We start from the raw sequence: 22,161 nt of genomic DNA on the forward strand, positions 1-22,161 counted from the left end.
TCAGTTTTTCTCCGGCGACTCGCTCAGCAACACCGTCTCCCACTTCTGGGTGCTGGTCAGCACCGGCAGCGCCTCACGATAGACCTTGCGCATCCGGTCGAATTGACGGACCACGCGCATCTGCTGGCGCAGCGAGGCCCGCAGCAACGCGAACATCTTGGCCCGGTCGCGCTGCCGGAAGACCACACCGCGCCCGTCGGCGGTGGTGACGGTGACGCCGTCGACCCGGCACAGCGAGAACCAGCGGGCATCCTGGGTGGCCACGTTGATCTGCGGCCGGATGTGGGTTTCGGGATCGTGCCGGCGCAGTTGGTGGACCGCACCGCGGGCCAGGTTGACCAGGATGGCCGGCTTGGACACCGGGATGCCGATCTTCTTGCGCTTGAGGTCCGAGGCCGCGGGTAGCTCGGTGGCGCCGGGCAGCACGACGGCGTCGGGGTATTCCTGCCGCATCTTGCGGATGTCGGGCAGGGCCGATTCCAGGATCGAGAAGATGTGCTCGGGGCCGGCCAGGAAATCCTCCATGGCCCGGTTCTGGATCGCGACCGTCGAATATTCAAGGCACAGAAGATGTTTGAACGTGGCCTTGAGGTGGCTGGCGAGAAGCCCACGCACGTCGCCGTCCCAGTGCAGGGCGGCGATCACCAGCCGGTTGCGCAGGTGGAAGTAGGCCTGCCAGTCGATCGCGTCGTCCTTGTCACTCCAGGCCATGTGCCAGATCGCCGCACCGGGCAGGGTGACGGTGCGGTAGCCATGTTCGGCGGCCCGCAGCCCGTATTCGCAGTCGTCCCACTTGATGAACAACGGCAGCGGCTGGCCGAGCTCCTCGGCCACCTGCCGGGGGATCATGCACATCCACCAGCCGTTGAAGTCGACGTCGATCCGGCGGTGCAACAACTTGCTGCGCTCGGAGTCGGTGTCGTCGAGTGCGTGCTTGGCGAAATCGTGGTCGTACTCGGCATTCGGTGCGGCCGACCACATGAAGTTCGACCGGTCCACCATCTCGCCCATGATGTGCAGGTGTGAGGGCTCCTGCAGGTTGAGCATCTGGCCGCCGACCAGCATCGGCTCCTTCGCGAACCGGTTCATGGCCAATGCCCGCAGGATCGAATCGGGTTCGATGCGGATGTCGTCGTCCATGAACAGGATCTGCTCACAGTCGGTGTTCTTCAGCGCCTCGTACATGACGCGGCTGTAGCCGCCCGAGCCACCGAGGTTGGGCTGGTTGTGAATCGAGAGCCGGTTGCCCAGGGCCGCGGCGGCCGCCTCGAAGCCGGGATGGTCTTTGGCCTTGCTGGTGCCCTGGTCGGACACGATCACCGCGCTGATCACCTCGTCCACCAACGGATCCGAGGTCAGCGCGGCCAGTGCGTTGACGCAGTCCGCGGGCCGGTTGAAGGTCGGGATGCCGACGGCGATGTTGGCCCGGCCCGGCGCGGGCGACGGGGCATACCAGCCGGCGCTGTGCACGCGCACCGCGGAGTTGGTGGTGATGTCGAACCAGATCCAGCCGCCGTCTTCGAACGGGGCGAGGTCGATCTCGAATTCGACCGCGGCGCGGGCGCCGCCATCGGCCTGAGCCTGGTTTCCGTCGGTCCCGCTGGAAACCGGGGCGCCGCCGACGGTGATCCGGGCGCCCGTGGCCTTGGACCGATACACGTCGACGCGGGCGCTGCCGGTCAGCTCGACGCGAAGCACCACGGTCTTCAGCGTCGACCACCGGCGCCAGTAGCTGGCCGGGAAGGCGTTGAAGTACGTCGCGAAGGAAACCTCGGATTCGGTGCCGATCTCCAGGCTGGTGCGGGTCGGCGCATGTGCCCGACGCGCGTTGGTCGACGATTCCTTGATGTAGAGCTGGCGCACATCGAGCGGCTCGCCCGGTCGCGGCAGGATGACGCGGGCCAGCAGACTGACGGCCCGCGATTCCCCGGCCTCGAGCGCGCCGGATGGGATGTCACTCATGCTTTGCTGCTTTCCTTTTCGGGTTCGGAGACCAGCGGCGCACCGTCAGTCAGGTGCGGGGCCAGGGTGTTGTCGTACATGTTCAGCGCACTGGCGATGGCCATGTGCATGTCAAGGTATTGGTAGGTGCCCAGCCGGCCACCGAAAAGCACCTTCGCCGAGGCTGTTTCGGCCTTCGCCCGGGCCCGGTAGCCGGCCAGCAGGGTGCGGTCGGCCTCGGTGTTGATCGGGTAGTACGGCTCGTCCTCGTCGCCGGCGAATCGCGAGAACTCCCGCATGATCACCGTCTTGTCGGCCGGGTAGTCACGTTCGGGGTGGAAGTGCCGGAACTCGTGGATTCTGGTGTAGTCCACATCGGCGTCGTTGTAGTTCATCACCGGGGTGCCCTGAAAATCTCCGGTATCGAGCACCTCAAGTTCGAAATCTAGTGTGCGCCAGCCCAACCGGCCCTCGGCGTAGTCGAAGTAACGGTCCAGCGGCCCGGTGTACACCACGGGGGCGTCGGGGTTGGCCGCCCGCAGTTCGTCGCGGACGTCGAACCAGTCCGTGTCCAGCCGCACCTCGATGCGGTCGTCGGCGGCCATGTTCTCCAGCCAGGCGGTGTACCCGTCGACCGGCAGGCCCTCGTAGGTGTCGTTGAAGTAGCGGTTGTCGAAGGTGTAGCGCACCGGCAGCCGGGTGATGTTGGCCGCAGGAAGTTCCTTGGGATCGGTCTGCCACTGCTTGGCCGTGTAGTGCTTGACGAACGCCTCGTAGAGCGGGCGCCCGATCAGCGAGATGGCCTTCTCTTCCAGGTTCTGCGCGTCGGCGGTCTTGATCTCGGCAGCTTGCTCGGCGATCAGGGCCCGCGCCTCGTCGGGCGTGAAGTAACGGCCGAAGAACTGTGAGACCAGGCCCAGCCCCATCGGGAACTGGTAGGCCTGGCCGTCGTGCATCGCGAAGACCCGGTGCTGGTAGCCGGTGAAGTCGGTGAACTGCCGGACGTAGTCCCACACCCGCTGGTTGGAGGTGTGGAACAGGTGGGCCCCGTATTTGTGGACCTCGATGCCGGTCTGCGGCTCGGCCTCGGAGTAGGCGTTACCGCCGATGTGGGGCCGGCGTTCGATAACAAGGACACGTTTGTCGAGTTGCGTCGCCACGCGCTCGGCGATCGTCAGACCGAAGAAACCGGAACCGACGACAAACAAGTCGAAATGACCGCTGGTCTGGCCTGCAGCGACCCGGGGAGATAAGGACTTCATCGGCAGCCAGGGTATCCGACCGCGCCCCCGTGCCCCGAATTCGACAAAGGGTCCAGGTCGCAATTCGCTCACGATTCAATATCGTCACTCCAGACACAGGAGTCACAGCCTTAACATCGATCACGTTGGCACTCAGGGGCTTCAAACCACCGGTCCACAAGCGCCGACGAAGCAAGAGGAAAGCACCACCCCGCTATCCGAAGTGCAGACCTTGCAGTACACATATTGAGGAGACTTCCGTGCCGAACCGACGTCGACGCAAGCTCTCGACAGCCATGAGCGCAGTCGCCGCAGTGGCAGTCGCAAGTCCAGTCGCCCTTGTCGCCATGTCGCAGCTTTCCCCGTCCGCGCCCCAGCAACGCGAGTTCACGCAGGCAGCGCTGGTCACCGACCTTCCCGGCGAGCTGATGTCCGCCCTCTCCCAGGGGTTGTCCCAGTTCGGCATCAACATGCCGCCGATGCCGACCGGCCTGCTGACCGGCTCGACCCCCACGCCGACCCTCGGCTCGCCGACGCTGACCTCGCCGGGTCTGGCCGCACCGGGGCTGACCTCACCGGGTCTCACCTCGCCGGGCCTGACCTCCCCCGGTCTCACGTCGCCCGGCCTGACCTCCCCTGGTCTTACCTCGCCTGGTCTGACGTCCCCTGGTCTCACCTCGCCCGGGCTCACCTCACCGGGGCTCACCTCCCCCGATCCGTCGCTGACCAGCCCCAACGGCTTGTCGCCTGCGCTGACGTCGCCCGAGGGCGCACTGCCGTCGGCGTCGCTGACAGATCCGGGCCTGACCAACCCCGGGTCACTCACCAACCCGGCGCTCACCCCGCCCGGTGGGCTGACCACCACGCCGGCCGGGTTGGGCGGTACGGGCCTGACCACCTCGCCGGTGGGTCTTGACCCGTCACTGTCGGGCGGCCTGCCCGCCCCCGGTGAGGTGCCGATCTCGGCCCCGATCGGACTGGACCCGGCCGCGGGAACCTACCCGCTGCTCGGCGCCGCCGATCCGTCGCTGGCTGCGATGCCCGCGACCGGCGGTGGCGGCGGTGGCCTGTTCGGCGATCTGACCAGCGCCGCCAATCAACTCGGCGCGGGCCAGGCGATCGACCTGCTCAAGGGCATGGTGCTCCCCGCGATCACCTCGGCGATGAAGCCGCCGGTGCCCGCACCGGTCCCGGCGCCCGCGCCGCCGGCTCCGTAAACACAGCTTCGCCACAAGAACGGCACCGCAGAAGCCATCGGGCTCTGCGGTGCCGTTGCGTGCGTGTCGAAACATTAGTAACACCAGACCCATACGTAACATCAGTCCGTGCAGTCCCGTCGTCCCGCACCGTCCGTTCTGTTCACCGCACTCGCGGCGACGGTAGTCATCGTTCCGTGGGCGATCGCCGGATCCGATTTCAGCGAACAAGGCAATACGTCACACAGTGCGCCGAAGCTGACACAGCAACCCCTGGACAACCTCGCGGTCGGCGAAAGCATTCGGGAGATCCATCAAGACACCCCGTTCTCGATGGTGGCGCTCACCTCCGCGGATCTGCGCGGCACCACCGCCCGGGTGCGGGCCCGCAAGGATGACGGCAGCTGGGGCCCCTGGTACGAAGCCGAGAATCTCGACGGTGTCGGCGCCGACACCGCGGGCCCGCGCGGTACCGAGCCGGTGTTCGTCGGCCGCACCACCACCGTGCAGATCGCCGTCACCCGCGCGCCGCAGCCACCCGCCCCCAAACCGGCCAAGACCTCGAAAGCCGGGCCCGCGCTCGGCTACGTGCCCGCCAACGCCGAGGCGCCGATCGGCCAGAACGTCACCGCGGTGTTGATCAGCCCGCCGCAGGCCCCGGCCGACATCGGCCCGCTGCCCACCGCCGCCATCAACCCGGGGCAGCCGCCGACCATCATCAGCCGCGCCCAGTGGGGCGCCGACGAATCGATGCGTTGCGGAAACACCGTGTACGACAAGGGGATCCGCGCCGGCATCGTGCACCACACCGCAGGCAGCAACGACTACGCCCCGGAGGACTCAGCCGGCATCATCCGGTCGATCTACGAGTACCACACCCGCGAGCTGGGCTGGTGCGACATCGCCTACAACGCCATGGTGGACAAGTACGGCCAAGTGTTCGAGGGCCGCGCAGGCGGGATGGACAAGCCCGTCGAGGGATCCCACACCGGCGGCTTCAACATCGACACCTGGGGGGTGGCGATGCTGGGCGACTTCGACGTCGTACCGCCCACCGACATCCAGATCCGCAACACCGGCCGGCTGCTGGGCTGGCGGCTGGGCCTCGACCACATCGATCCGCACGGCACCGTGGCCCTGACCTCGGCCGGCGGCTCCTTCACCCACTTCCCCCGCGGGGCCACCCCGACCCTGCCGACCATCTTCACCCACCGCGACGTCGGCATCACCGATTGCCCGGGCAACGCGGCCTATGCCCAGATGGACCGTATCCGCGACATCGCCGCCCGGTTCAACCGCCCACCCGGGCCCGAAGACCTGGCCGAACAGATGCGCGGCGGCGCGATCTACGCACGCTGGCAGGCCGTGGGCGGGCCGGCCGGGATGCTGGGCAACCCCACGTCTCCGGAGACGGCCGGGCAGGCCGGAGCCCGCTACGCCACCTTCGAGCACGGCGCCGTCTACTGGTCACCGGTCAGCGGCGCCCAGCCGGTCACCGGTTCGATCTACGAAGCTTGGGGGACACTGGGTTTCGAGCGCGGAATCCTGGGCCTGCCGACGAGCGCCGAGATTCCCGAACCACAGTGGATCGTGCAGAACTTCCAGCACGGCACCCTGAACTTCGACCGCGAGACCGGCCTGGTCACCCGCGTCGTCGACGGGGTGCCGGTGGAACTGCCACCCCCGGCACCCGATCAGCAACCGGTACAGCTGGAGCGCTTCACCCCGATCACCTGAGCCGGCCAGGCCGGGTCAGGACCACCAGCGTTCCAGGACGCGGGCGACGCCGTCCTCGGCATTGGTCACGGTCACCTCGTCGGCGGCGGCCATCGCCTCGGGATGGGCGTTGCCCATCGCCACACCGCGCCCGGCCCAGCTCAACATCGGAATGTCGTTGGGCATGTCGCCGAAGGTCACCACATCGGCTGCGGTGAGCCCCAGCGGGGCAGCCAACTCCGCCACACCGGTGGCCTTGCTGATCCCCAGCGGCACCACCTCGATCAGGCCATTGTTGGTGGAGTAGGTGATATCTCCTTGTAGCCCAACATGTTTCAGCAACTCAGCGGCCATCTCGGCACTGCGCGCACCGGACTTGCGGATGAGTAGCTTGACCGCGGGGGCGCTGAGCAGATCCTCGACCGACACCTCGGTGTTGTCCGGGTTGAGCCAGGCGTGCTCGTATCCCGGCGAGCTGACGAACTGCGGGGTGGCGGCATCGTGCGCGGAGGAGCCCACCCGTTCCACCGCCAGCCCGGAGCCGGGGATCACGCGGGTGGCGATCTCGGCCAGCTCACCGAGCACCTCGGGCGAGAGGGTGCGTGCCGAGACGATGCGGTCGGTGGCCGGGTCGTAGATCACCGCACCGTTGGCGCACACCGCCATCGGTGCCAGTCCGAGCCCGTCGACCACCGGGGCCACCCAGCGCGGGGGACGGCCCGTGGCCAGAATGAACGTCGCCCCGGCGTCGACCGCGGCCTGGACCGCAGCCCGGGTGCGCGGGGTGACCAACTCGTCGTCGTCGAGCAGTGTTCCGTCCACGTCGGTGGCGATCAGCCCCGGCGTCCGCTCCGGATGCATCACTTCTTCCCCGTGGCTTCCCGCGCCGCCCGCTTGCGCGCACGTTCGGCCAGCTCCGCTTCGTCGAGACGCTTGGCCTCGGCAAGCGTCGGCGCGGTTCCGCCGAGACGACGCGGCACCCAGTGCCGGCCTGCCGGTGTCGGGTACTCGCGCTGCACCCGGTCCAGCAGCTGTGTCATCGCCGTGCGCAGCCGCCCGTCGAGCTCGGTCACCGAACCGGTCGGCGCAATCAGTTCACCGACCTGGACGGTGACCGGAATCTTCTTCCGGCCCAACGCCTTCGGATGATCTTTGGTCCAGATCCGGTGCGCGCCCCAGACGATCAGGGGGATGATCGGGACGTCGGCCTCCAGCGCCATCCGGGCCGCTCCCGTCTTGAAATCCTTGAGTTCGAAGCTGCGGCTGATGGTGGCCTCCGGGTACACCCCGACCAGCTCGCCACGACGCAGCGCGTCCACCGCGACGGCGTAGGCGCCCGCGCCCGCCCCGCGGTCCACCGGGATCGTCCCGGTGTGTTTGATCAGGTATCCGACCGGCTGCACTTGCTCCATCTCGGCTTTGATCATGAAGCGCATCCGGCGACCGCGCTCGGTGGCGGCCAGCCCCGCAGGCAGGAAGTCGACGTAGCTGGTGTGGTTGATCGCGACGACGGCGCCGCCCGTGGCCGGAAGGTTGTCCAACCCGCCGAAGGTGATCCGGGTTCCGGTGGCCCGGACCGCGAGCCTCGCGGCGATCTCCAAACTGCGGAAAACCGGTTCCATTCTCGACTTACTCCGAGGCCCCTCGCTTGGCTGCCTTGGCGGCGGCCTCCTCGGCATCCATCCGGTTGGCCTCGGCCAGCGTCGGGGCGGAACCGCCGAGCCGGTGCGGCACCCAGAATTCGCCGGGCGGGTACGGCCCGTAGGCGTCCTGCACCTCGGCGAGCAGATGTTGCATCCGGGAATGCAGAAGTGCGGTGAGCTCGGCTGCCGGCAGGGTGGGCTGGATCGGTTCCCCCACCGCCACCGTGATCGGCACCTTCGGCCGGTACAGGTTCTTCGGGTGGCCCTTGGTCCAGATGCGTTGGGCGCCCCACACGATGTGCGGCACGATCGGCACGCCGGCCTCGATCGCCATGCGCGCCGCACCGGACTTGAAATCCTTGATCTCGAAGCTGCGGCTGATCGTCGCCTCGGGGTACACCCCGACCAGTTCACCGGCCTTCAGGTAGTCGCACGCCGCCTCGAACGATGCCGCGCCACTGTCACGGTCCACCTCGATATGGCGCAGACTGCGCATGATCGGTCCGGTGATGCCGTTGTCGAAGACTTCCTTCTTCGCCATGAACCGCACCTTGCGGCCGCGCTTCTGCCGGTAGGCCGGCAGACCGGCGAACGTGAAGTCGAAGTAACTGGTGTGGTTGATGGCCACCACCGCTCCTCCGGTGACCGGGAGATTTTCCACCCCGGTCACGGTGAACTTCAGCCCCTGCAGCCGCCAGGCCAGCCGAGCGAGTTGTATGACTGTCCCGTACACCGGTTCCACGTAGCCAGCCTAATCCCAGCCCGCATCGGCGCATCACCCAACTCGGGCTAGGCTGGGCGAGCATCAAAGTTCTCCATCGAAAGGCTGTTTGTGCAGGTCACCAGCGTCGGGCATGCCGGCTTCCGGATCGAGACCAAGGCCGGCAGCATTTTGTGCGATCCCTGGGTCAACCCCGCGTATTTCGCCTCGTGGTTCCCGTTCCCCGACAACACGCAGTTGGACTGGGCGGCGGTGGGGGATGTGGATTACCTCTACGTCTCGCATCTGCACAAAGACCACTTCGATCCGGAGAACCTGCGCCGCCACGTCAACAAGGACGCCGTGGTGCTGCTGCCCGACTTCCCGGTGCCCGACCTGCAGCGCGAACTCGAGAAGCTGGGCTTTCACCGGTTCTTCGAGACGACGGACTCCGTCAAGCACACCGTCAGCGGCCCCAAGGGCGACCTCGAGGTGATGATCATCGCGCTGCGGGCCCCGGCCGACGGTCCGATCGGCGATTCCGGGCTGGTGGTGTCGGACGGCGTCACCACCGTGTTCAACATGAACGACGCGCGTCCCGTCGACCTTGATGTGCTGCACGCCGACTTCGGCCAGATCGACGTGCACATGCTGCAGTACTCGGGGGCCATCTGGTACCCGATGGTCTACGACATGCCGGCGCGGGCCAAGGAGTCCTTCGGAATCCAGAAACGCCAGCGCCAGATGGACCGGTGCCGCCAGTACATCGCGCAGGTGGGTGCGACGTGGGTGATCCCCTCGGCCGGGCCGCCGTGTTTCCTGGACGCCGAGCTGCGCGACCTCAACGACGACCACGGCGATCCGGCGAACATCTTCCCCGACCAGGTGGTGTTCCTGGACCAGATGCGCCGCCACGGCCACGACCGCGGCCTGCTGATGATCCCGGGCAGCACCGCGGATTTCACTGGCTCGCAACTGGATTCGCTGACCCACCCGGTCGAGGATCCGGAGTCGATCTTCACCACCGGCAAGGCCGCCTACATCGAGGACTTCGCGCAGCGGATGGCCCCGGTGCTGGCCGCCGAGAAGGCCTCGTGGGCGCCCGCGGCCGGCGAACCGCTGCTGCCGGCGCTGCGGGCGCTGTTCGAGCCGATCATGAGCCAGACCGACCAGATCTGCGACGGCATCGGGTATCCGGTGGAGCTGCGGCTGAACGGCCCCGAGCACAGTGAAACCGTGGTCCTGGATTTCCCGAAACGCCTGGTGCGCGAGCCCATTGCCGACGAAAAGTTCCGCTACGGCTTTGCGATCCCGCCCGAGTTGGTGCGCACCGTGCTGCGCGACAACGAGCCGGACTGGGTCAACACGATCTTCTTGTCCACCCGATTCAAGGCCTGGCGAGTGGGCGGGTACAACGAATACCTGTACACGTTCTTCAAATGCCTGACCGATGAGCGCATCGCGTATGCCGACGGCTGGTTCGCCGAGGCGCACGACGATTCCGCGTCGATCACCCTCGACGGCTGGGAAATCCAGCGCCGGTGCCCGCACCTGAAGGCCGACCTGTCGAAATTCGGGGTGGTGGAAGGAAATACGCTCACCTGCAACCTGCACGGCTGGCAGTGGAACCTGGAGAACGGTAAGTGCCTGACGACCAAGGGGCACGAGCTCAGGTGCGGGAAGCTGTGACCGCGCCGCGCCAGTATTACGACGACGGTTTGGTCCAGCTGGACCGTGAGGCAATCACGTTGCGCCGCTATCACTTCCCGTCAGGGACCTCGAAAGTGATTCCGCTGCGGGACATCCGGTCGTTCAAAGCCGAGCCGCTGGGGCTGTGGATGCAACGCTTCCGGCTCTGGGGCAGCACCGACCTGCGCCGCTGGCTGCCCCTGGACATGCACCGGCCGCTGCGCTCGATTCTGGTCACCCTCGATGTGCCCGGCGTCTACCCCAAACCCGCGTTCACCCCGGCCCGCCCGGACGAGTTGATCGCCCGGTTGGACGAGCTGCTCGGACGCTAGTTCGTCCCGCCCTCAGCGGGCCGAAACCACCTGTCGCAGTTCGGAAGCCCCGCTGGAGGCAGCGTCGTACACCCGCACGATGGCCTCGTCGCCCGGCTTGAGAAAAGTGGACTCGCCCAGCGGTGTGTACCGGGTCGCGCCGATGCCGATGAGCACATTTTCCGGGTGTCCGGACGCCACCATCATCGCGCCGACATCCTCCAACGGGGTATCAGCCGAACCCTTCTGGTTGGCCAGCCGTTCCACGATCCAGTCGAGCAGGACCTCGCCGTAGTACGAGTAGCCCACCAGCGGTGAATCGATACCGTAGGCGTGCTGCTGCCCACCGTCCTCACGCAGGTAGCAGACCAGCCGCATGTTGGCGGTGGGGCCGTCCGGGGTCAGGTCGCTGATCTCGAAGAATTGTGGCGCAACACCTTTGGACGCCGGCCCCCAGTTCTTCTTGTAGCTGATCTTGGGTGCACCCGGCCTGCGGATCGAGCAGTCGTTGAAGGCGCCGAGCGCGAAGGGTTCGAGCCGCGCGACGGTGTCGCCGTTCCACACCACCCGGCAGGCCACCCCGACCTCGGGCTCGATCTGCAGGTTCAACGGGCCGTCAACCTCGCCGGCCGCCGGCAGCAGGATGGCATCGGTGGACAGCGGGAACTCGCCGAGAAAGTCATCCCGTCCGGGCGCATACCACGGAAAGATGCCTTTGGGGGCGTACCCTTCGGTAACAACTTTGACGAAATCACCGGCCTCCCCAGCTTGTTCGAGGTGACCGGCGAAGTTACCGGCCACACCGAAGCCGAACCAGTTGCGCACTTCGGCGAGGTCGATGTCCATCATGGCTGCAACCCTACTGCGGGGGCGACAAGCCGGTGACAAGTCATACTTAAGTCACGGTCAGCACGATGTGCTCCATGACTACCACCAGCACCGTCGCGCCCCGTCTCCCAGACGATCCGGTGCCCGACCTACGCGGCATCGCGGTGGCGCACCGGGTGATGCTGGCCGACCTGCTGCGGCTGACCGACCTGGCCATCGCGGTTCGCGACCGTGACGTGATCTGCACGCCGGGGCGGGCCCGGGCCATCTCCCGGTATGTGGAACTGCTGTGTGATTCGATTCATCATCACCACACCACCGAGGACGCCGTGCTGTGGCCGGTGATCGTGGCGAGCGCCGGTGATCACGTGGATCTCAGCGAGCTGACCGACGACCACGCCGCGCTCGAGCCGCGGTTGCACCAATTACGGGCCCGCGCCGCATCGTTCCGATTGTCGATGGGTGATCGACAGATCGCCGGTCTGATGGCGATCGAGCTGGCCGAACTCTCGGCGCTGCTGACCGAGCACATCAACGACGAGGAGCGAGAAGTCTTCGGGCTGATCACCGAACACGTGTCGGTCACCGACTGGACCGCCGTGGAACGCGCCGCCCGCGACGGCGGCCGGATGTCGTTCGACGCACCGCGGGCGCTGGCGGTGATGACCGCCGACGAACGGGACGCGTTGGTGGGCAGTGCCGGTATCGGGGTCCGCGTCCTGTTCGCCGTGCTCGGGTTGGTGCATCGGCGGCGGGAGCGTGCGGTGTTCGGTACTGCCGTCAGTCGATGAACGGCCGGGCTTCGGCCGCCAACCGATCCCGCAGCACCGCAGCCGCGCTCCGGTACTCACGGGCCTGATCCGGCCGGCCGAGTGCCTCGGCAGCCGCGGCGAGCGCGTCGTCCACCGGGCCCACCATCAGCCCGTCGACGCCCAGCCCGGCGATCCGGCCGGAATACGGATCCAGCTCTGCCGCACGAACCCGGGCCTCCTCCAGATCGCCGAGGGCCACGGCCGCGTTGACCCGCAGCACGGTGAACGGAAGCCAGAAGTACGCCCGCTCGATCGGCCTGCGGTCCTGCCACAGCGCCCGCGCCTCGGCCTCACGACCCCGGGCGATCAACGCCAGCACCGCGGCATCCAACGCCGCGACCGACACCTCGCGGTAGAAGAACAGCAGTTCGTCGGCCAGCAGGCCGAGATCTCCGAGGCAGAACTCGCCCGTCACCCGTCCGACCATGGCCAGTTTGGCCCCGTTGGCCGCACCGTTTTCCACCATGCGCGCAGCCAGGTCTGTGTAGGCGCGCACCGCCTCGTCCAGGCGACCGACCAACAGGTACATCCGGGCCCGGAACAGGCCCAGCACCCCGAGCAGGTGGACGAGCTGACCGGTGCCGGCCCGGGCCACGGCCAGATCGACGTGCCGTTTGGCCGTGCGCAGGTCGGATCGGTGGCCGGCGGCCAGCGACAACAACCAGTGCGCCACGGCTTGATAGTCGGCCTGCTCGGTGGCCTCGGCGGTCTGCAGCAGTTCGGCGGCGACGGCGTCGCGCTCGGCGTCGAGGTCGGGCCCCAGCGAGCAGTAACCGCGGACGTTGAGCGCGGTGCACAGCAGCCGGCCCGACGCCGCCGGGTCCTCGGCATAGACGCGCCGGGCCAACTCGAGCAGTTCGGTGCTGACCGCGAGCGCCCCGTCGGGATCGGTGCCCTCGAGTTCGACGAACAACGCCTTGAGAAGCCTGATCCGGTCGGGCGCGGTGATCTGCTCACCGGCCAATACATGACGCAACAGCGCGATCATCTGGGCATCGGACTCGTCGTACTCGCGGTCGCGCCACACCAACGGGGTGTCCCACGCGGTGAGCACCCGCACCGTCAGGTCGTCGCGCGACCTGCCCGACAACAACTGCAGTGCGGCCTTCATCTCGGTGCGCGCCGCCACCGCGTCGCCGGACTGAGCGAGCGCGGAGATCAGGCCGCACCGCGCGTCGATCTCGTCATCCGGTGCGTCGGCACCCTGAGGCAACCGGCGACTGGCCGCCAGCTCCAGCATCTGCACCACCGTCCGCCACTGCCGAGCGGCCTCGGCGTTCGCGCCGACCGAGCTCGCCTCGCGGGCCGCTTCGGTGGCGAATGAGGCTGCAGCCAAAGCGGTTTCGGAGGTGGCGGCGGCGACGGCGTGGTGGGCCAGGATCGCCGGGTCGACCGATCGTCCCGGCGCCTGCAACAGGGCCAGGGCGGCCGCGTGCAGCCGGGACCGTCGCAGCTTCGAGGTGTCCTCGTAGAGCGTGTCGCGGATGAGCGCGTGCGCGAACCGGAGCCGGCCCGGCGCCGGCTCGTCGAGAAGGCCGAGCAGCACCGCCGGTTCCAGTGCGTCCAACAGGTCGTCGGGGTCGCTGTGGCCGAGTTCGGCAAGCAGGTCGAGGTCGATATCGCGGCCGAGTACCGCGGCCTGCCGCAGCGCGGTGACGGTGTGACCGGGCAATCGGGCCAGCCGACGCCGCAACACATCGCGCACCCCGACCGGTACCGATGCCCACACCGCGTCCGCGCCTTCGGCGGCCATCAGCCGGGCCAGCTCCCGGACGAACAGCGGGTTGCCGCCGGTGCGCTCACGCAACAGCCGCAGCGCCTCGCCACTGACGGAGGGCAGCCCGCAGTCCGCGGCCAGCGCCGCGGTGGCCGCGGCGTCCAGACCGGCGAGCGACAGGTGCCCGGCGGTGTGGACGGCCAGCGCCGCCCGCGCCACCTCCAGCTCGCCCCGGTCCTCCGACGGGCGATAGGTGGCGATGACGAGGATCGGCAGATCCTTGATGCGGTCGGCCACCAGCCGCAGCAGCTCCAACGTCAGGCCATCGGTGCGGTGCAGGTCGTCGAGCACGACGACCAACGGCCGGTCCGCCGCGACGGTGCTCAGTACATCGGCGACCGCGTGCCCCAGCCAGAACGTGCCGGGCTCGACCACTGCGCCGTCGTGCAGGAGCGGGGCCAGCGCGGGCCGGTCGTCGGTCGGCCCCTCCGGGTCGAGGAGCTCCCGCAAGACCTCGGTCCACGCCCAGCCGGCCGGCGCGCCGTGCACTTCCGGGCACCGGCCGTGCACGGTGCGCCAGCCCGCACCGCGCAACCGTCCCGTGGCAGCCAGCGCCAAGGTGGTCTTGCCGGACCCGGCCTCCCCGGCGATCCACAGCACCGCACTGCGGCCCGCGACGACAGCCTTTGCCGCAGAATCGATTTCGGCGAGTTCCTCGGTCCGGCCGTAAGCAGCCTGTCCGCCCCGAGCCGGTTCCGCGACCTCCGGTGTGGCCGGCTGCGGAACCGGCCGGGAAGGTTCCAGGTGGTCGGCCTGCCGCAAGATGTCGCCTTCGAGGTCACGCAGCGCCCGGCCGGGTTCCAAGCCCAGTTCCTCGACCAGATGCTCACGCGTGCGCCGCAACACCCCCAGGGCGTCGGTCTGACGGCCGCTCTGGTACAGCGCCGTCGCCAACACAGCCGCGGCGCCCTCTCGGCCGGGTCGCTCGCCGACATGGCGTTCCAGCGCTGCGATGGCCGTGCCGTACCGGCCCAGCTCCACCTGCGCCGCGGCCCGGGATTCCACCGCCGCCAACCGGAGTTCGGTCAGCCGGGCCACCTCGGGCGCGGCCCACAGCGCGTCACCCGCGCCGGCGAACGGATCTCCCGACCAGCCGTCAAGCGCCTCGTCGAGCAGGCGCGCCCGCTGCTGAGGATCCGGTTCCTCGTATGCCACAGCGACTTTGGCCTCGAACCGCCACGAGTCGACGGCCTCGACCGGCAACCGCAGACAGTATCCGGGCGCGGCGCTGACCAAGATCTGCGCGGGCGCTCGACGCTGCCGGCCCGGTTCGAGCGCCCGCCGCAGATGCGAGACATAGACCTGCAATGCCGACAGCGCCTTGGGCGGCGGCTCGCCCTCCCACAGATCCTCGATCAGCCGGTCGACCGACACCGTATGACCGTGTGCGGCAACCAGTCTGGCCAGCAGCGCCCGTTGCAGCCGGGCGCCGAGGTCCACCGGATCGTCTCCCACCCAGGCCGCTACGGGCCCGAGCACCCTCACCCGCACCGGGTTGTCCCCCCTCATGTCCGCAGTACTACTGGGCCGCGGTGTGGACGGTTACCGGGGTTCCAGCACCGAGGCGCCGACGAACGGCACCAGCGCGTCCGGGACCCGGACGCTGCCGTCGGGCTGCTGATGGTTCTCCAGGATCGCCACCAACCAGCGGGTGGTGGCGAGCGTGCCGTTGAGCGTGGCCGCGATCTGCGGCTTGCCGTTCTCGTCGCGGTAGCGGGTGGACAGCCGGCGGGCCTGGAACGTCGTGCAGTTCGAGGTGGAGGTGAGCTCCCGGTAGGTCTGCTGGGTCGGCACCCACGCCTCACAGTCGTACTTACGCGCCGCCGAGGAGCCCAGATCGCCTGCGGCGACATCGATCACCCGGTAGGGCACCTCGATGGCCGCCAGCATCTGACGCTGCCAACCGAGCAACTTCTGGTGTTCGGCCTCGGCATCTTCGGGCTTGCAGTAGATGAATCCCTCAACCTTGTCGAACTGGTGCACCCGGATGATGCCGCGGGTGTCCTTGCCGTAGCTGCCCGCCTCGCGACGGAAGCACGACGACCAGCCGGCGTACCGCAGCGGACCCGCCGACAGGTCGAGGATCTCGTTGGAGTGGTAACCCGCCAGCGGCACCTCCGAGGTGCCGACCAGGTACATGTCGTCGGCCTCGAGCCGGTAGATCTCGTCGGCGTGCGCGCCGAGGAATCCGGTGCCCGCCATGACTTCCGGTCGGACCAGCACGGGCGGGATCATCAGCGTGAACCCGTTGGCCACCGCCACCTGGGTGGCCAGTTGCAGCAGACCGAGTTGCAGCAGGGCGCCGGCACCGGTGAGGAAATAGAACCGCGAGCCGGACACCTTGGCGCCGCGTTCCATGTCGATCAGGCCCAGCTCCTCACCGAGCTCGAGGTGGTCCTTCGGGTTCTCGATCGCCGGCGGTTCACCGACGGTGTCGAGCAGGACGAAGTCGTCCTCGCCGCCGGCCGGCACCCCGTCGATGATGACGTTGCCGATCGCCATGTGCGCGGCGGTGAAGGCGGCTTCGGCCTCGACCTGTGCGGCCTCGGCGGACTTGACCTGTTCGGCCAGCTCCTTGGCCCGCTCCAACAGCGCCGGACGCTCGTCGGGGGTCGCCTTGCCGACGAGCTTGCTGGCGGCCTTCTGTTCGGCACGCAGATTGTCGGCCGCCGAGATCGCGGCTCGCCGTGCCGTATCGGCCTGCAGCAGGGCGTCGACTCGCGCCGGATCCTCACCGCGGGCCCGTTGTGATGCACGGACGATGTCGGGATTGTCGCGCAGCAGCTTGAGGTCGATCACGGGCGCAACCCTACTTTTCGGAACGCGGCGGCGTACATCTGAGGTGACGACGATGACGGCACCGCGACGGCGACCACCACCGGGCAGAAACCACGCAACATTACAACCGCATCAGTTGTCACAGCGGCTGACACGCCTGTCACAATGGAAGCAATGTTGGAAGCACCCGAGCACCCCGACCACCCCGAGAGTGGGGAACTGCTCGACTCACGTCCGCCCGAGGACCGACCCACCCGGGAACGGTGGTGGCAGAGTCTGGCAGCCGCCTCGACGCGACGTGCGCTCCTGTTGACCGCGCTCGGCGCACTGCTCATCGCCGGCCTGATCACCGCGCTGCCCCGCAGCGAGGGCGCCAGCGCCGTGCCGGGGGCGATCGCCCTGGGACCGCGCGGCAACGACACGTTCAATCACGTCAAGCGCGGTGATTGCCTGACCTGGCCCGGCCGCAATCCGGACGCCGCGCACATCGTGGACTGCAAGGACAACCACCGCTTCGAGGTTGCCCAGTCCGTCGACATGCGCACCTTCCCCGGCAGTGAGTACGGGCCGGGTGCGCCGCCACCGTCGGTGGAGCGGATCAAGCAGATCAGCCAGGAACAGTGCACCCCGTCGGTGCGCAACTACCTCGGTGCGAAATACGACCCGAACGGCAAGTTCACCATCGGCCTGTTGTGGTCCGGAGAGAAGGCCTGGAAGCAGTCCGGTGAGCGGCGCATGCTCTGCGGTCTGCAGTTGCTCGGCCCCGGCGACAGCCAGTTGGAGGCTGCGGGCAAGGCGGCCGACGTCGACCAGTCGAAGGTGTGGGCCCCGGGCACCTGCCTGGGCATCGATGCCGCCACCAACCAGCCCACCGACGTCCCGGTGGACTGCGCGGCGCCGCACGCCATGGAAGTCACCGGTGCGGTCAACCTCGCCGAGAAGTTTCCCGGTGGGCTGCCGCCCGAGGACGATCAGGACGACTTCATCAAGGACGCCTGCACCTCGATGACCGATGCCTACCTGGCCCCGGTCCAGCTGCGCAGCACCACGCTTGCGTTGAGCTACAGCACGATCTCGCTGCCGAGCTGGTCGGCCGGGAGCCGTCAGGTGTCGTGCAGCATCGGCGCCACCTTGGGCAACGGCGGCTGGTCCACCTTGGTCAACAGCGCCAAGGGGCCGTTGATGATCAATGGGCAGCCTCCGGTCGCCCCGCCCGACATCCCTGAGGAGCGGCTCAACCTGCCGCCGATCCCGATGCCCGACGTGGATGAACCCTCGTCGTCGTCGTCGTCCTCCTCGTCGTCGAGCTCGTCCGGCTCGTCGGGCTCGTCGGGCTCGTCGTCCTCGAGCTCACCGGACTCGTCCGGGTCGTCGGGTGGATCCTCATCGAGCGGGCAGCACCTACCGCAGTCCGCGACCACAGAGGCGCCGGCGCCGGCGCAGTCCAACACCTTCAATCCGCCTCCGCCGGAGCAGGCCCCGGCTCCGGAGCCGCCCGCCGGTCCGCCGCCGGGCGAGCCGGTGCCGCCGGCTCCCGGTGAGCCGGCCCCGGTCCCACCGGGGCCCTGACGTGCCGGTGCGGATGAGCTCGGAGAGGTTCGACGAGCTGGTCTCCGATGCGCTCGACCTGATCCCGCCCGAGTTGGCCGCCGCGTTCGACAACGTCGTGATCCTCGTGGAGGACCGCGATCCCGACGAGCCCGACATCCTGGGGCTGTACCGCGGGGTCGCGCTGACCGAGCGGGATTCCTGGTACGCGGGATCGCTGCCGGACACGATCACGATCTACCGGGAGGCCCTGCTGGACTTCTGCGACAGCGAGGCCGACGTGGTCGACGAGGTGGCCATCACGGTGATCCATGAGATCGCGCACCATTTTGGGATTGATGATGAGCGGCTCCACGAGTTGGGCTGGGGATGAGCCGCTTGCGCGAAGACAGAGAGCTGGGGATGAGCCGCTTGCGCGAAGACAGAGAGCTGGGGATGAGCCGCTTGCGCGAAGACAGAGAGCTGGGGCTAGGCGCGGCAACCACATTTTGTCGGCCCACAGTGCTATCAACGGGGCTATGACGATCCAGTGCCGGGAGTGTGTGGCCGGTCTGGAGCATTGCCACGGCACCCTGATTCACCATGTCCGGTACCGCGTGGAATGCACCGACGAAGGCTGCACCACAACCGAAGTTGCGCATACCTTCCGCCTCGACTGTGAGTCGGTGGGCTGCCCGTGCGGACGCGAGGACGAACTGGCGCTGCAGCGGTACGGCTAGCCCATCGGGTCGGTATCGGAGGTCACCGCATCGGCAACCGGTGTCGCGTCGGGCTCCGGGTAGAACGGCGGGGTCAGCGACGCCCATTGCACACAGCTCCACCGCCCGTCGGTGACCGGCGCCAGCACCACCGATTCGGTGTTGCCGAGGTGGTGATCGAGGGCGAAGGTGCCCTCGACACCGGCCAGCACGGCGGCCACCAACCGGATCGCCGCGCCGTGGCTGACCAGCACGATGTCGCTGTTGAAGTCGTGGTCGTCCAGATAGCGCAACCGGAGTTCGGTGAGCACCGGCACGTACCGCGCGAGCACCGCCTCGGCGGTCTCGCCACCGGGCATCGGGACATCCAGCTCGCCGAGGTGCCAGCGTTTGTAGATCCGGTTGAACTCGGCGACGGCGTCGTCGTCGTTGCGGTCCTCCAGGTCACCGACCTGGACTTCGTGCACCCCTTCGAATTCGAATGGGGCCAGGCCGGTTTCGATGCCGATGCCGGCCGCGGTCTGTGCCGCGCGGCGGGCCACCGAGTGAGCCAGGATCGACGGGCGCGCACCGAGTGTCCCGGCGTACCGCCGGGCTTGGTCGTGTCCGAGCTCGGTCAGCTCCGCACCGGGCGGCCGCGTGTCCAGACGCCGCGCGACGTTGCCGTGGGACTGACCGTGACGGACGAGGATCAACCGCCCGCTCATGAGCCGCCCGTCCCGTCCCGCAAGCCTGCCAACCAGCGTGTGGCCTCGTCCAGACGCGGCGGGGGTGCGCCCGCACTCGATCCGGTCGGCCAGGAACCCAGATATCGCACATCGGTACAACGTCGGTGCAGCGCTTTGAGTGCCTCGGCCACCGGATCGTCGTCGATGTGCCCGATGCAGTCCAGAAAGAACATGTACGTGCCCAGCTCGGTTCGGGTGGGCCGGGATTCGATGCGGGTCAGGTCGATGTCACGGACGGAGAACTCGGTCATCGCCGATACGAGTGCGCCGGGGGCGTTGTCGAGGCGCAGCACCACCGACGTGCGATCGGCTCCGGTGGCCGGAGGCGGGGCGCCGGGCGTTCCGACGAGGACGAAGCGGGTGCGCGCATTGGCCTCGTCGACGACGTCGGCGGCCAGCACATCGAGGCCGCAGCGCTGGGCGGCCAGCTGCGTGCTGACCCCCGCGTCGGCGCGGCCCTCGGCGACCTCGTGGGCGGCCGCGGCGTTTGAGGTGGCCGGCACGACGGTGGCGTCGGGCAGGTGGGCGGCCAGCCAGCGACGCACCTGCGCAAGCGCCACCGGGAAGGCGGCGACCGTACGCACCGGGCCGGTGTGTCCGGGCCGGGTCACGATGGTGAACGCGACGTCGAGGACCAGCTCGGCGTAGATCTGCAGCGGTTCCCCGACTGCCAGGCTGTCGAGGGTGGGCAGGACCGATCCCTCGATCGAGTTCTCGATCGGCACGCACGCATGGTCGGCTCGGCCGTCACGCACCGCGGCGAGCGCGCCCGGTGTGCTGTCGGTCAGTACCGGGGTGAAACCGGCTTTGCCGTCCGCAGGTGCCGGTCGCACGCCGGGCACCATGTCGCGGCCCACCATCTGCAGCAACGCCACTTCAGTGAAGGTTCCCTCGGGACCGAGGTAAGCGATGCGCGGCACATCCCAACCCTATCGGTTCAGCGCCGTCGCACACCTGCACGACAGTCGCGGCAGCGTTCCCGGCGAAAGCCTTGCCGACCACCCGCCGTCCAGTTAAGTTAGGCTTACCTCACCTCAGTACCTCACTAGTTTTCGAAGGCGGCGAGATGGCCATTGCGACACCGACGACAGCCGAGCGGATCCGCAGCGCATGCGCACGTGGCGGCGGCGCCATGGTTGCCGTCGAGGGCATCGAGCCGGTGGCCTCGCCCGTTCACCACTTGCTCGACGACGGATCCTTCGCGATCACCGTCCCGGAGGCCGGTCCGCTGGCGGGCATGGCACTGTCGGCCGGTTCGGCCGGAGTGCAGGCCGTTCTCGAGATGACCGATTACGCCCCACTGCCGCTGCGTGAACCGGTGCGCTCCCTGGTCTGGATTCGGGGCCGGCTGCAGCACGTACCCGGTTCGGCGGTATCGGAGCTGCTCGACCTGATCGCCACCGAGAACCCGAATCCTGCTCTGTTGCAGGTGAATTCCGGACCCGGCCAAGGTGAGGACAACTACACCCTGATGCGTCTGGAGATCGAGTCGGTGGTGGTGGCCGATTCGACCGGTGCCGAGGCGGTCACCCTCGGGGCCCTGCTGCAGGCGCGCCCCGACCCGTTCTGCGCAATGGAATCCGGCTGGCTCCAGCACATGGAATCCTCCCACCGCGACGTGGTGGAACGCCTGGCCACCCGGCTGCCGATGACCCTGCGTCAGGGACGTGTGCGTCCACTGGGCCTGGACCGCTACGGCGTGCAACTGCGGGTCGAGAACGAACACGGCGACCACGACGTCCGGTTGCCGTTCGCCAAGCCGGTCGACGACGTCACATCCCTGAGCCAGGCCATCCGCGTGCTGATGGGCTGCCCGTTCCTCAACGGCCTACGGGCCAGACGGATCTGACCCGCACAGTCGTCGGCTCGGCACGGGCGCCGCTACCGTTGCTCCGGTGACATCTTCGGCGCCGGGTTCCCACGAGTTTCTCAACCCGCCGCGCCGCACGCTCAAGATCGAGATCGCCGTCGTCCTGGCGGTGACCTTCGGGCTCAGTGCCTACACCGCGGGCCTTCGGCTCATCGAGGCGGTGCTGCTCGGCCTGTCCGGGCAAACCGTCGCACTCAACCCGAAGCGCTCCCCCTTCGACCTGATCGACCTCGGCCTGCACCTGGCCGTCATCCTGCAGCTGTTGGCCTGGGGCGCGCTGGCGCTGTATCTACTGTGGCGCAGCGGCATCGGACCGGCCGCGATCGGGTTGGGCCGCCCGAGGTGGCGGGCCGACGGGTTGGGCGGGCTGGGGCTGGCCGCACTCATCGGACTGCCCGGTCTGGGTTTCTACGTACTGGCCCGGGTCCTGGGGCTGAGCGCCGACGTCGAGCCGGCCGAACTGTACGACACGTGGTGGCGCATCCCGACGCTGCTCGGCGTGGCGTTCGCCAACGGCTGGGCCGAAGAGATCATCGTGGTGGGTTTCCTGCTGACCCGCCTACGCCAACTCGACGTCAGTGCCGGCCGTGCCCTGCTGATCTCCAGCCTGCTGCGCGGCGCCTACCACCTCTACCAGGGCTACAGCGCCGGCCTGGGCAACATCGTGATGGGGCTGGCGTTCGGC

Annotated in this window: 20 protein-coding genes; 10 read left to right on the forward strand and 10 right to left on the reverse strand. The window is 68.4% G+C overall.

The features are described 5' to 3' along the window. Together A5699_RS24845 and glf are read right to left on the reverse strand one after the other, a co-directional pair. A complete protein-coding gene (locus A5699_RS24845; RefSeq protein ID WP_067775392.1) occupies positions 1-1,962 on the reverse strand; it encodes a glycosyltransferase in 1,962 nt (653 codons plus the stop codon). Continuing rightward, positions 1,959-3,203 carry a UDP-galactopyranose mutase gene (gene glf / locus A5699_RS24850; RefSeq protein ID WP_067775402.1) on the reverse strand — a complete coding sequence of 415 codons (1,245 nt, stop codon included), beginning with the start codon at positions 3,201-3,203 and terminating at the stop codon, positions 1,959-1,961. Before glf ends, A5699_RS24845 begins: the two co-directional genes overlap by 4 nt. Before the next feature lie 239 nt (positions 3,204-3,442). Here glf and A5699_RS24855 point away from each other — a divergent pair, with 239 nt between their 5' ends. Beyond that, complete coding sequence (locus A5699_RS24855) at positions 3,443-4,399, forward strand: hypothetical protein (protein WP_067775404.1); 957 nt, start codon at positions 3,443-3,445, stop codon at positions 4,397-4,399. A gap of 108 nt (positions 4,400-4,507) precedes the next feature. Next, a complete protein-coding gene (locus A5699_RS24860) occupies positions 4,508-6,115 on the forward strand; it encodes an N-acetylmuramoyl-L-alanine amidase (protein WP_067775409.1) in 1,608 nt (535 codons plus the stop codon). 15 nt (positions 6,116-6,130) lie between these two features. On the opposite strand, the gene A5699_RS24865 is transcribed toward A5699_RS24860, so the two are convergent. From A5699_RS24865 to A5699_RS24875, 3 genes are read right to left on the reverse strand one after another with little or no spacing between them, the layout of a single operon-like run. After that, positions 6,131-6,955 (reverse strand): Cof-type HAD-IIB family hydrolase, encoded by an 825-nt coding sequence (locus A5699_RS24865; RefSeq protein ID WP_067775412.1) that lies wholly within the window; start codon positions 6,953-6,955, stop codon positions 6,131-6,133. Next, a complete protein-coding gene (locus A5699_RS24870; protein WP_067775415.1) occupies positions 6,955-7,716 on the reverse strand; it encodes a 1-acyl-sn-glycerol-3-phosphate acyltransferase in 762 nt (253 codons plus the stop codon). The genes A5699_RS24865 and A5699_RS24870 overlap by 1 nt, the downstream gene beginning before the upstream one ends. A gap of 7 nt (positions 7,717-7,723) precedes the next feature. Next, positions 7,724-8,479, reverse strand: coding sequence for a 1-acyl-sn-glycerol-3-phosphate acyltransferase (locus tag A5699_RS24875; protein WP_067775418.1), 756 nt, complete (start codon positions 8,477-8,479; stop codon positions 7,724-7,726). Positions 8,480-8,569: 90 nt separating this feature from the next. On the opposite strand from A5699_RS24875, the gene A5699_RS24880 reads away from it, so the two are divergent. Together A5699_RS24880 and A5699_RS24885 are read left to right on the forward strand one after the other, a co-directional pair. Then, entirely contained in the window at positions 8,570-10,126 is a 1,557-nt protein-coding gene (locus tag A5699_RS24880) for a Rieske 2Fe-2S domain-containing protein (RefSeq protein WP_067775421.1), read from the forward strand. Continuing rightward, the gene (locus tag A5699_RS24885; protein ID WP_067775424.1) at positions 10,123-10,458 is read left to right on the forward strand and encodes a hypothetical protein; all 336 of its coding nucleotides are present in this window, start codon (positions 10,123-10,125) and stop codon (positions 10,456-10,458) included. The genes A5699_RS24880 and A5699_RS24885 overlap by 4 nt, the downstream gene beginning before the upstream one ends. A 12-nt stretch (positions 10,459-10,470) precedes the next feature. Here A5699_RS24885 and A5699_RS24890 read toward each other — a convergent pair whose 3' ends face one another. Further along, positions 10,471-11,286 carry a DUF5718 family protein gene (locus tag A5699_RS24890; protein ID WP_067775427.1) on the reverse strand — a complete coding sequence of 272 codons (816 nt, stop codon included), beginning with the start codon at positions 11,284-11,286 and terminating at the stop codon, positions 10,471-10,473. A gap of 74 nt (positions 11,287-11,360) precedes the next feature. Here A5699_RS24890 and A5699_RS24895 point away from each other — a divergent pair, with 74 nt between their 5' ends. Then, positions 11,361-12,056 carry a hemerythrin domain-containing protein gene (locus tag A5699_RS24895; RefSeq protein ID WP_231965822.1) on the forward strand — a complete coding sequence of 232 codons (696 nt, stop codon included), beginning with the start codon at positions 11,361-11,363 and terminating at the stop codon, positions 12,054-12,056. Here the strand turns inward: A5699_RS24895 and A5699_RS30200 are convergent. Next, a complete protein-coding gene (locus A5699_RS30200; RefSeq protein ID WP_067775431.1) occupies positions 12,046-15,363 on the reverse strand; it encodes a BTAD domain-containing putative transcriptional regulator in 3,318 nt (1,105 codons plus the stop codon). The two genes, A5699_RS24895 and A5699_RS30200, sit on opposite strands and share 11 nt — an antisense overlap. Positions 15,364-15,396: 33 nt before the next feature. Further along, the gene (gene serS / locus A5699_RS24905) at positions 15,397-16,653 is read right to left on the reverse strand and encodes a serine--tRNA ligase (RefSeq protein WP_067775433.1); all 1,257 of its coding nucleotides are present in this window, start codon (positions 16,651-16,653) and stop codon (positions 15,397-15,399) included. A 144-nt stretch (positions 16,654-16,797) separates the two neighbouring features. Here serS and A5699_RS24910 point away from each other — a divergent pair, with 144 nt between their 5' ends. The 3 genes from A5699_RS24910 (at position 16,798) to A5699_RS24920 (ending at position 18,899) form a co-directional block, all read left to right on the forward strand. Then, complete coding sequence (locus A5699_RS24910; protein ID WP_067775441.1) at positions 16,798-18,201, forward strand: septum formation family protein; 1,404 nt, start codon at positions 16,798-16,800, stop codon at positions 18,199-18,201. Between the two features lies 1 nt (position 18,202). Continuing rightward, complete coding sequence (locus A5699_RS24915) at positions 18,203-18,553, forward strand: metallopeptidase family protein (protein ID WP_067775443.1); 351 nt, start codon at positions 18,203-18,205, stop codon at positions 18,551-18,553. Between the two features lie 145 nt (positions 18,554-18,698). Then, positions 18,699-18,899, forward strand: a complete 201-nt coding sequence (locus tag A5699_RS24920; RefSeq protein WP_067775450.1) for a hypothetical protein — start codon at positions 18,699-18,701, stop codon at positions 18,897-18,899. On the opposite strand, the gene A5699_RS24925 is transcribed toward A5699_RS24920, so the two are convergent. Beyond that, the gene (locus A5699_RS24925) at positions 18,896-19,585 is read right to left on the reverse strand and encodes a histidine phosphatase family protein (RefSeq protein ID WP_067775453.1); all 690 of its coding nucleotides are present in this window, start codon (positions 19,583-19,585) and stop codon (positions 18,896-18,898) included. The two genes, A5699_RS24920 and A5699_RS24925, sit on opposite strands and share 4 nt — an antisense overlap. After that, positions 19,582-20,526: a prephenate dehydratase gene (gene pheA / locus A5699_RS24930; protein ID WP_067775457.1), complete on the reverse strand. Its 945-nt coding sequence runs from the start codon at positions 20,524-20,526 to the stop codon at positions 19,582-19,584. Before pheA ends, A5699_RS24925 begins: the two co-directional genes overlap by 4 nt. Before the next feature lie 146 nt (positions 20,527-20,672). Between pheA and A5699_RS24935 the strand changes: the two genes are divergently transcribed. Together A5699_RS24935 and A5699_RS24940 are read left to right on the forward strand one after the other, a co-directional pair. Next, a complete protein-coding gene (locus tag A5699_RS24935) occupies positions 20,673-21,455 on the forward strand; it encodes a DUF2470 domain-containing protein (protein WP_067775460.1) in 783 nt (260 codons plus the stop codon). Positions 21,456-21,501: 46 nt separating this feature from the next. After that, positions 21,502-22,161, forward strand: a 660-nt coding sequence (locus tag A5699_RS24940; RefSeq protein WP_067775462.1) for a CPBP family intramembrane glutamic endopeptidase, incomplete at its 3' end; no start/stop codon positions are given.

It is taken from the genome of Mycobacterium sp. E802, from assembly GCF_001666875.1.
In the GTDB taxonomy this organism is placed as follows: domain Bacteria; phylum Actinomycetota; class Actinomycetes; order Mycobacteriales; family Mycobacteriaceae; genus Mycobacterium.

Coding starts and splice junctions, on each gene's coding strand:
- A5699_RS24845 (WP_067775392.1), bottom strand. CDS start 1,962: ATGAGTGACATCCCATCCGGCGCGCTCGAGGCCGGGGAATCGCGGGCC.
- glf (WP_067775402.1), bottom strand. CDS start 3,203: ATGAAGTCCTTATCTCCCCGGGTCGCTGCAGGCCAGACCAGCGGTCAT.
- A5699_RS24865 (WP_067775412.1), bottom strand. CDS start 6,955: ATGCATCCGGAGCGGACGCCGGGGCTGATCGCCACCGACGTGGACGGA.
- A5699_RS24870 (WP_067775415.1), bottom strand. CDS start 7,716: ATGGAACCGGTTTTCCGCAGTTTGGAGATCGCCGCGAGGCTCGCGGTC.
- A5699_RS24890 (WP_067775427.1), bottom strand. CDS start 11,286: ATGATGGACATCGACCTCGCCGAAGTGCGCAACTGGTTCGGCTTCGGT.
- A5699_RS24895 (WP_231965822.1), top strand. CDS start 11,361: ATGACTACCACCAGCACCGTCGCGCCCCGTCTCCCAGACGATCCGGTG.
- A5699_RS30200 (WP_067775431.1), bottom strand. CDS start 15,363: ATGAGGGGGGACAACCCGGTGCGGGTGAGGGTGCTCGGGCCCGTAGCG.
- A5699_RS24910 (WP_067775441.1), top strand. CDS start 16,798: ATGGAAGCAATGTTGGAAGCACCCGAGCACCCCGACCACCCCGAGAGT.
- A5699_RS24920 (WP_067775450.1), top strand. CDS start 18,699: ATGACGATCCAGTGCCGGGAGTGTGTGGCCGGTCTGGAGCATTGCCAC.
- A5699_RS24925 (WP_067775453.1), bottom strand. CDS start 19,585: ATGAGCGGGCGGTTGATCCTCGTCCGTCACGGTCAGTCCCACGGCAAC.
- A5699_RS24935 (WP_067775460.1), top strand. CDS start 20,673: ATGGCCATTGCGACACCGACGACAGCCGAGCGGATCCGCAGCGCATGC.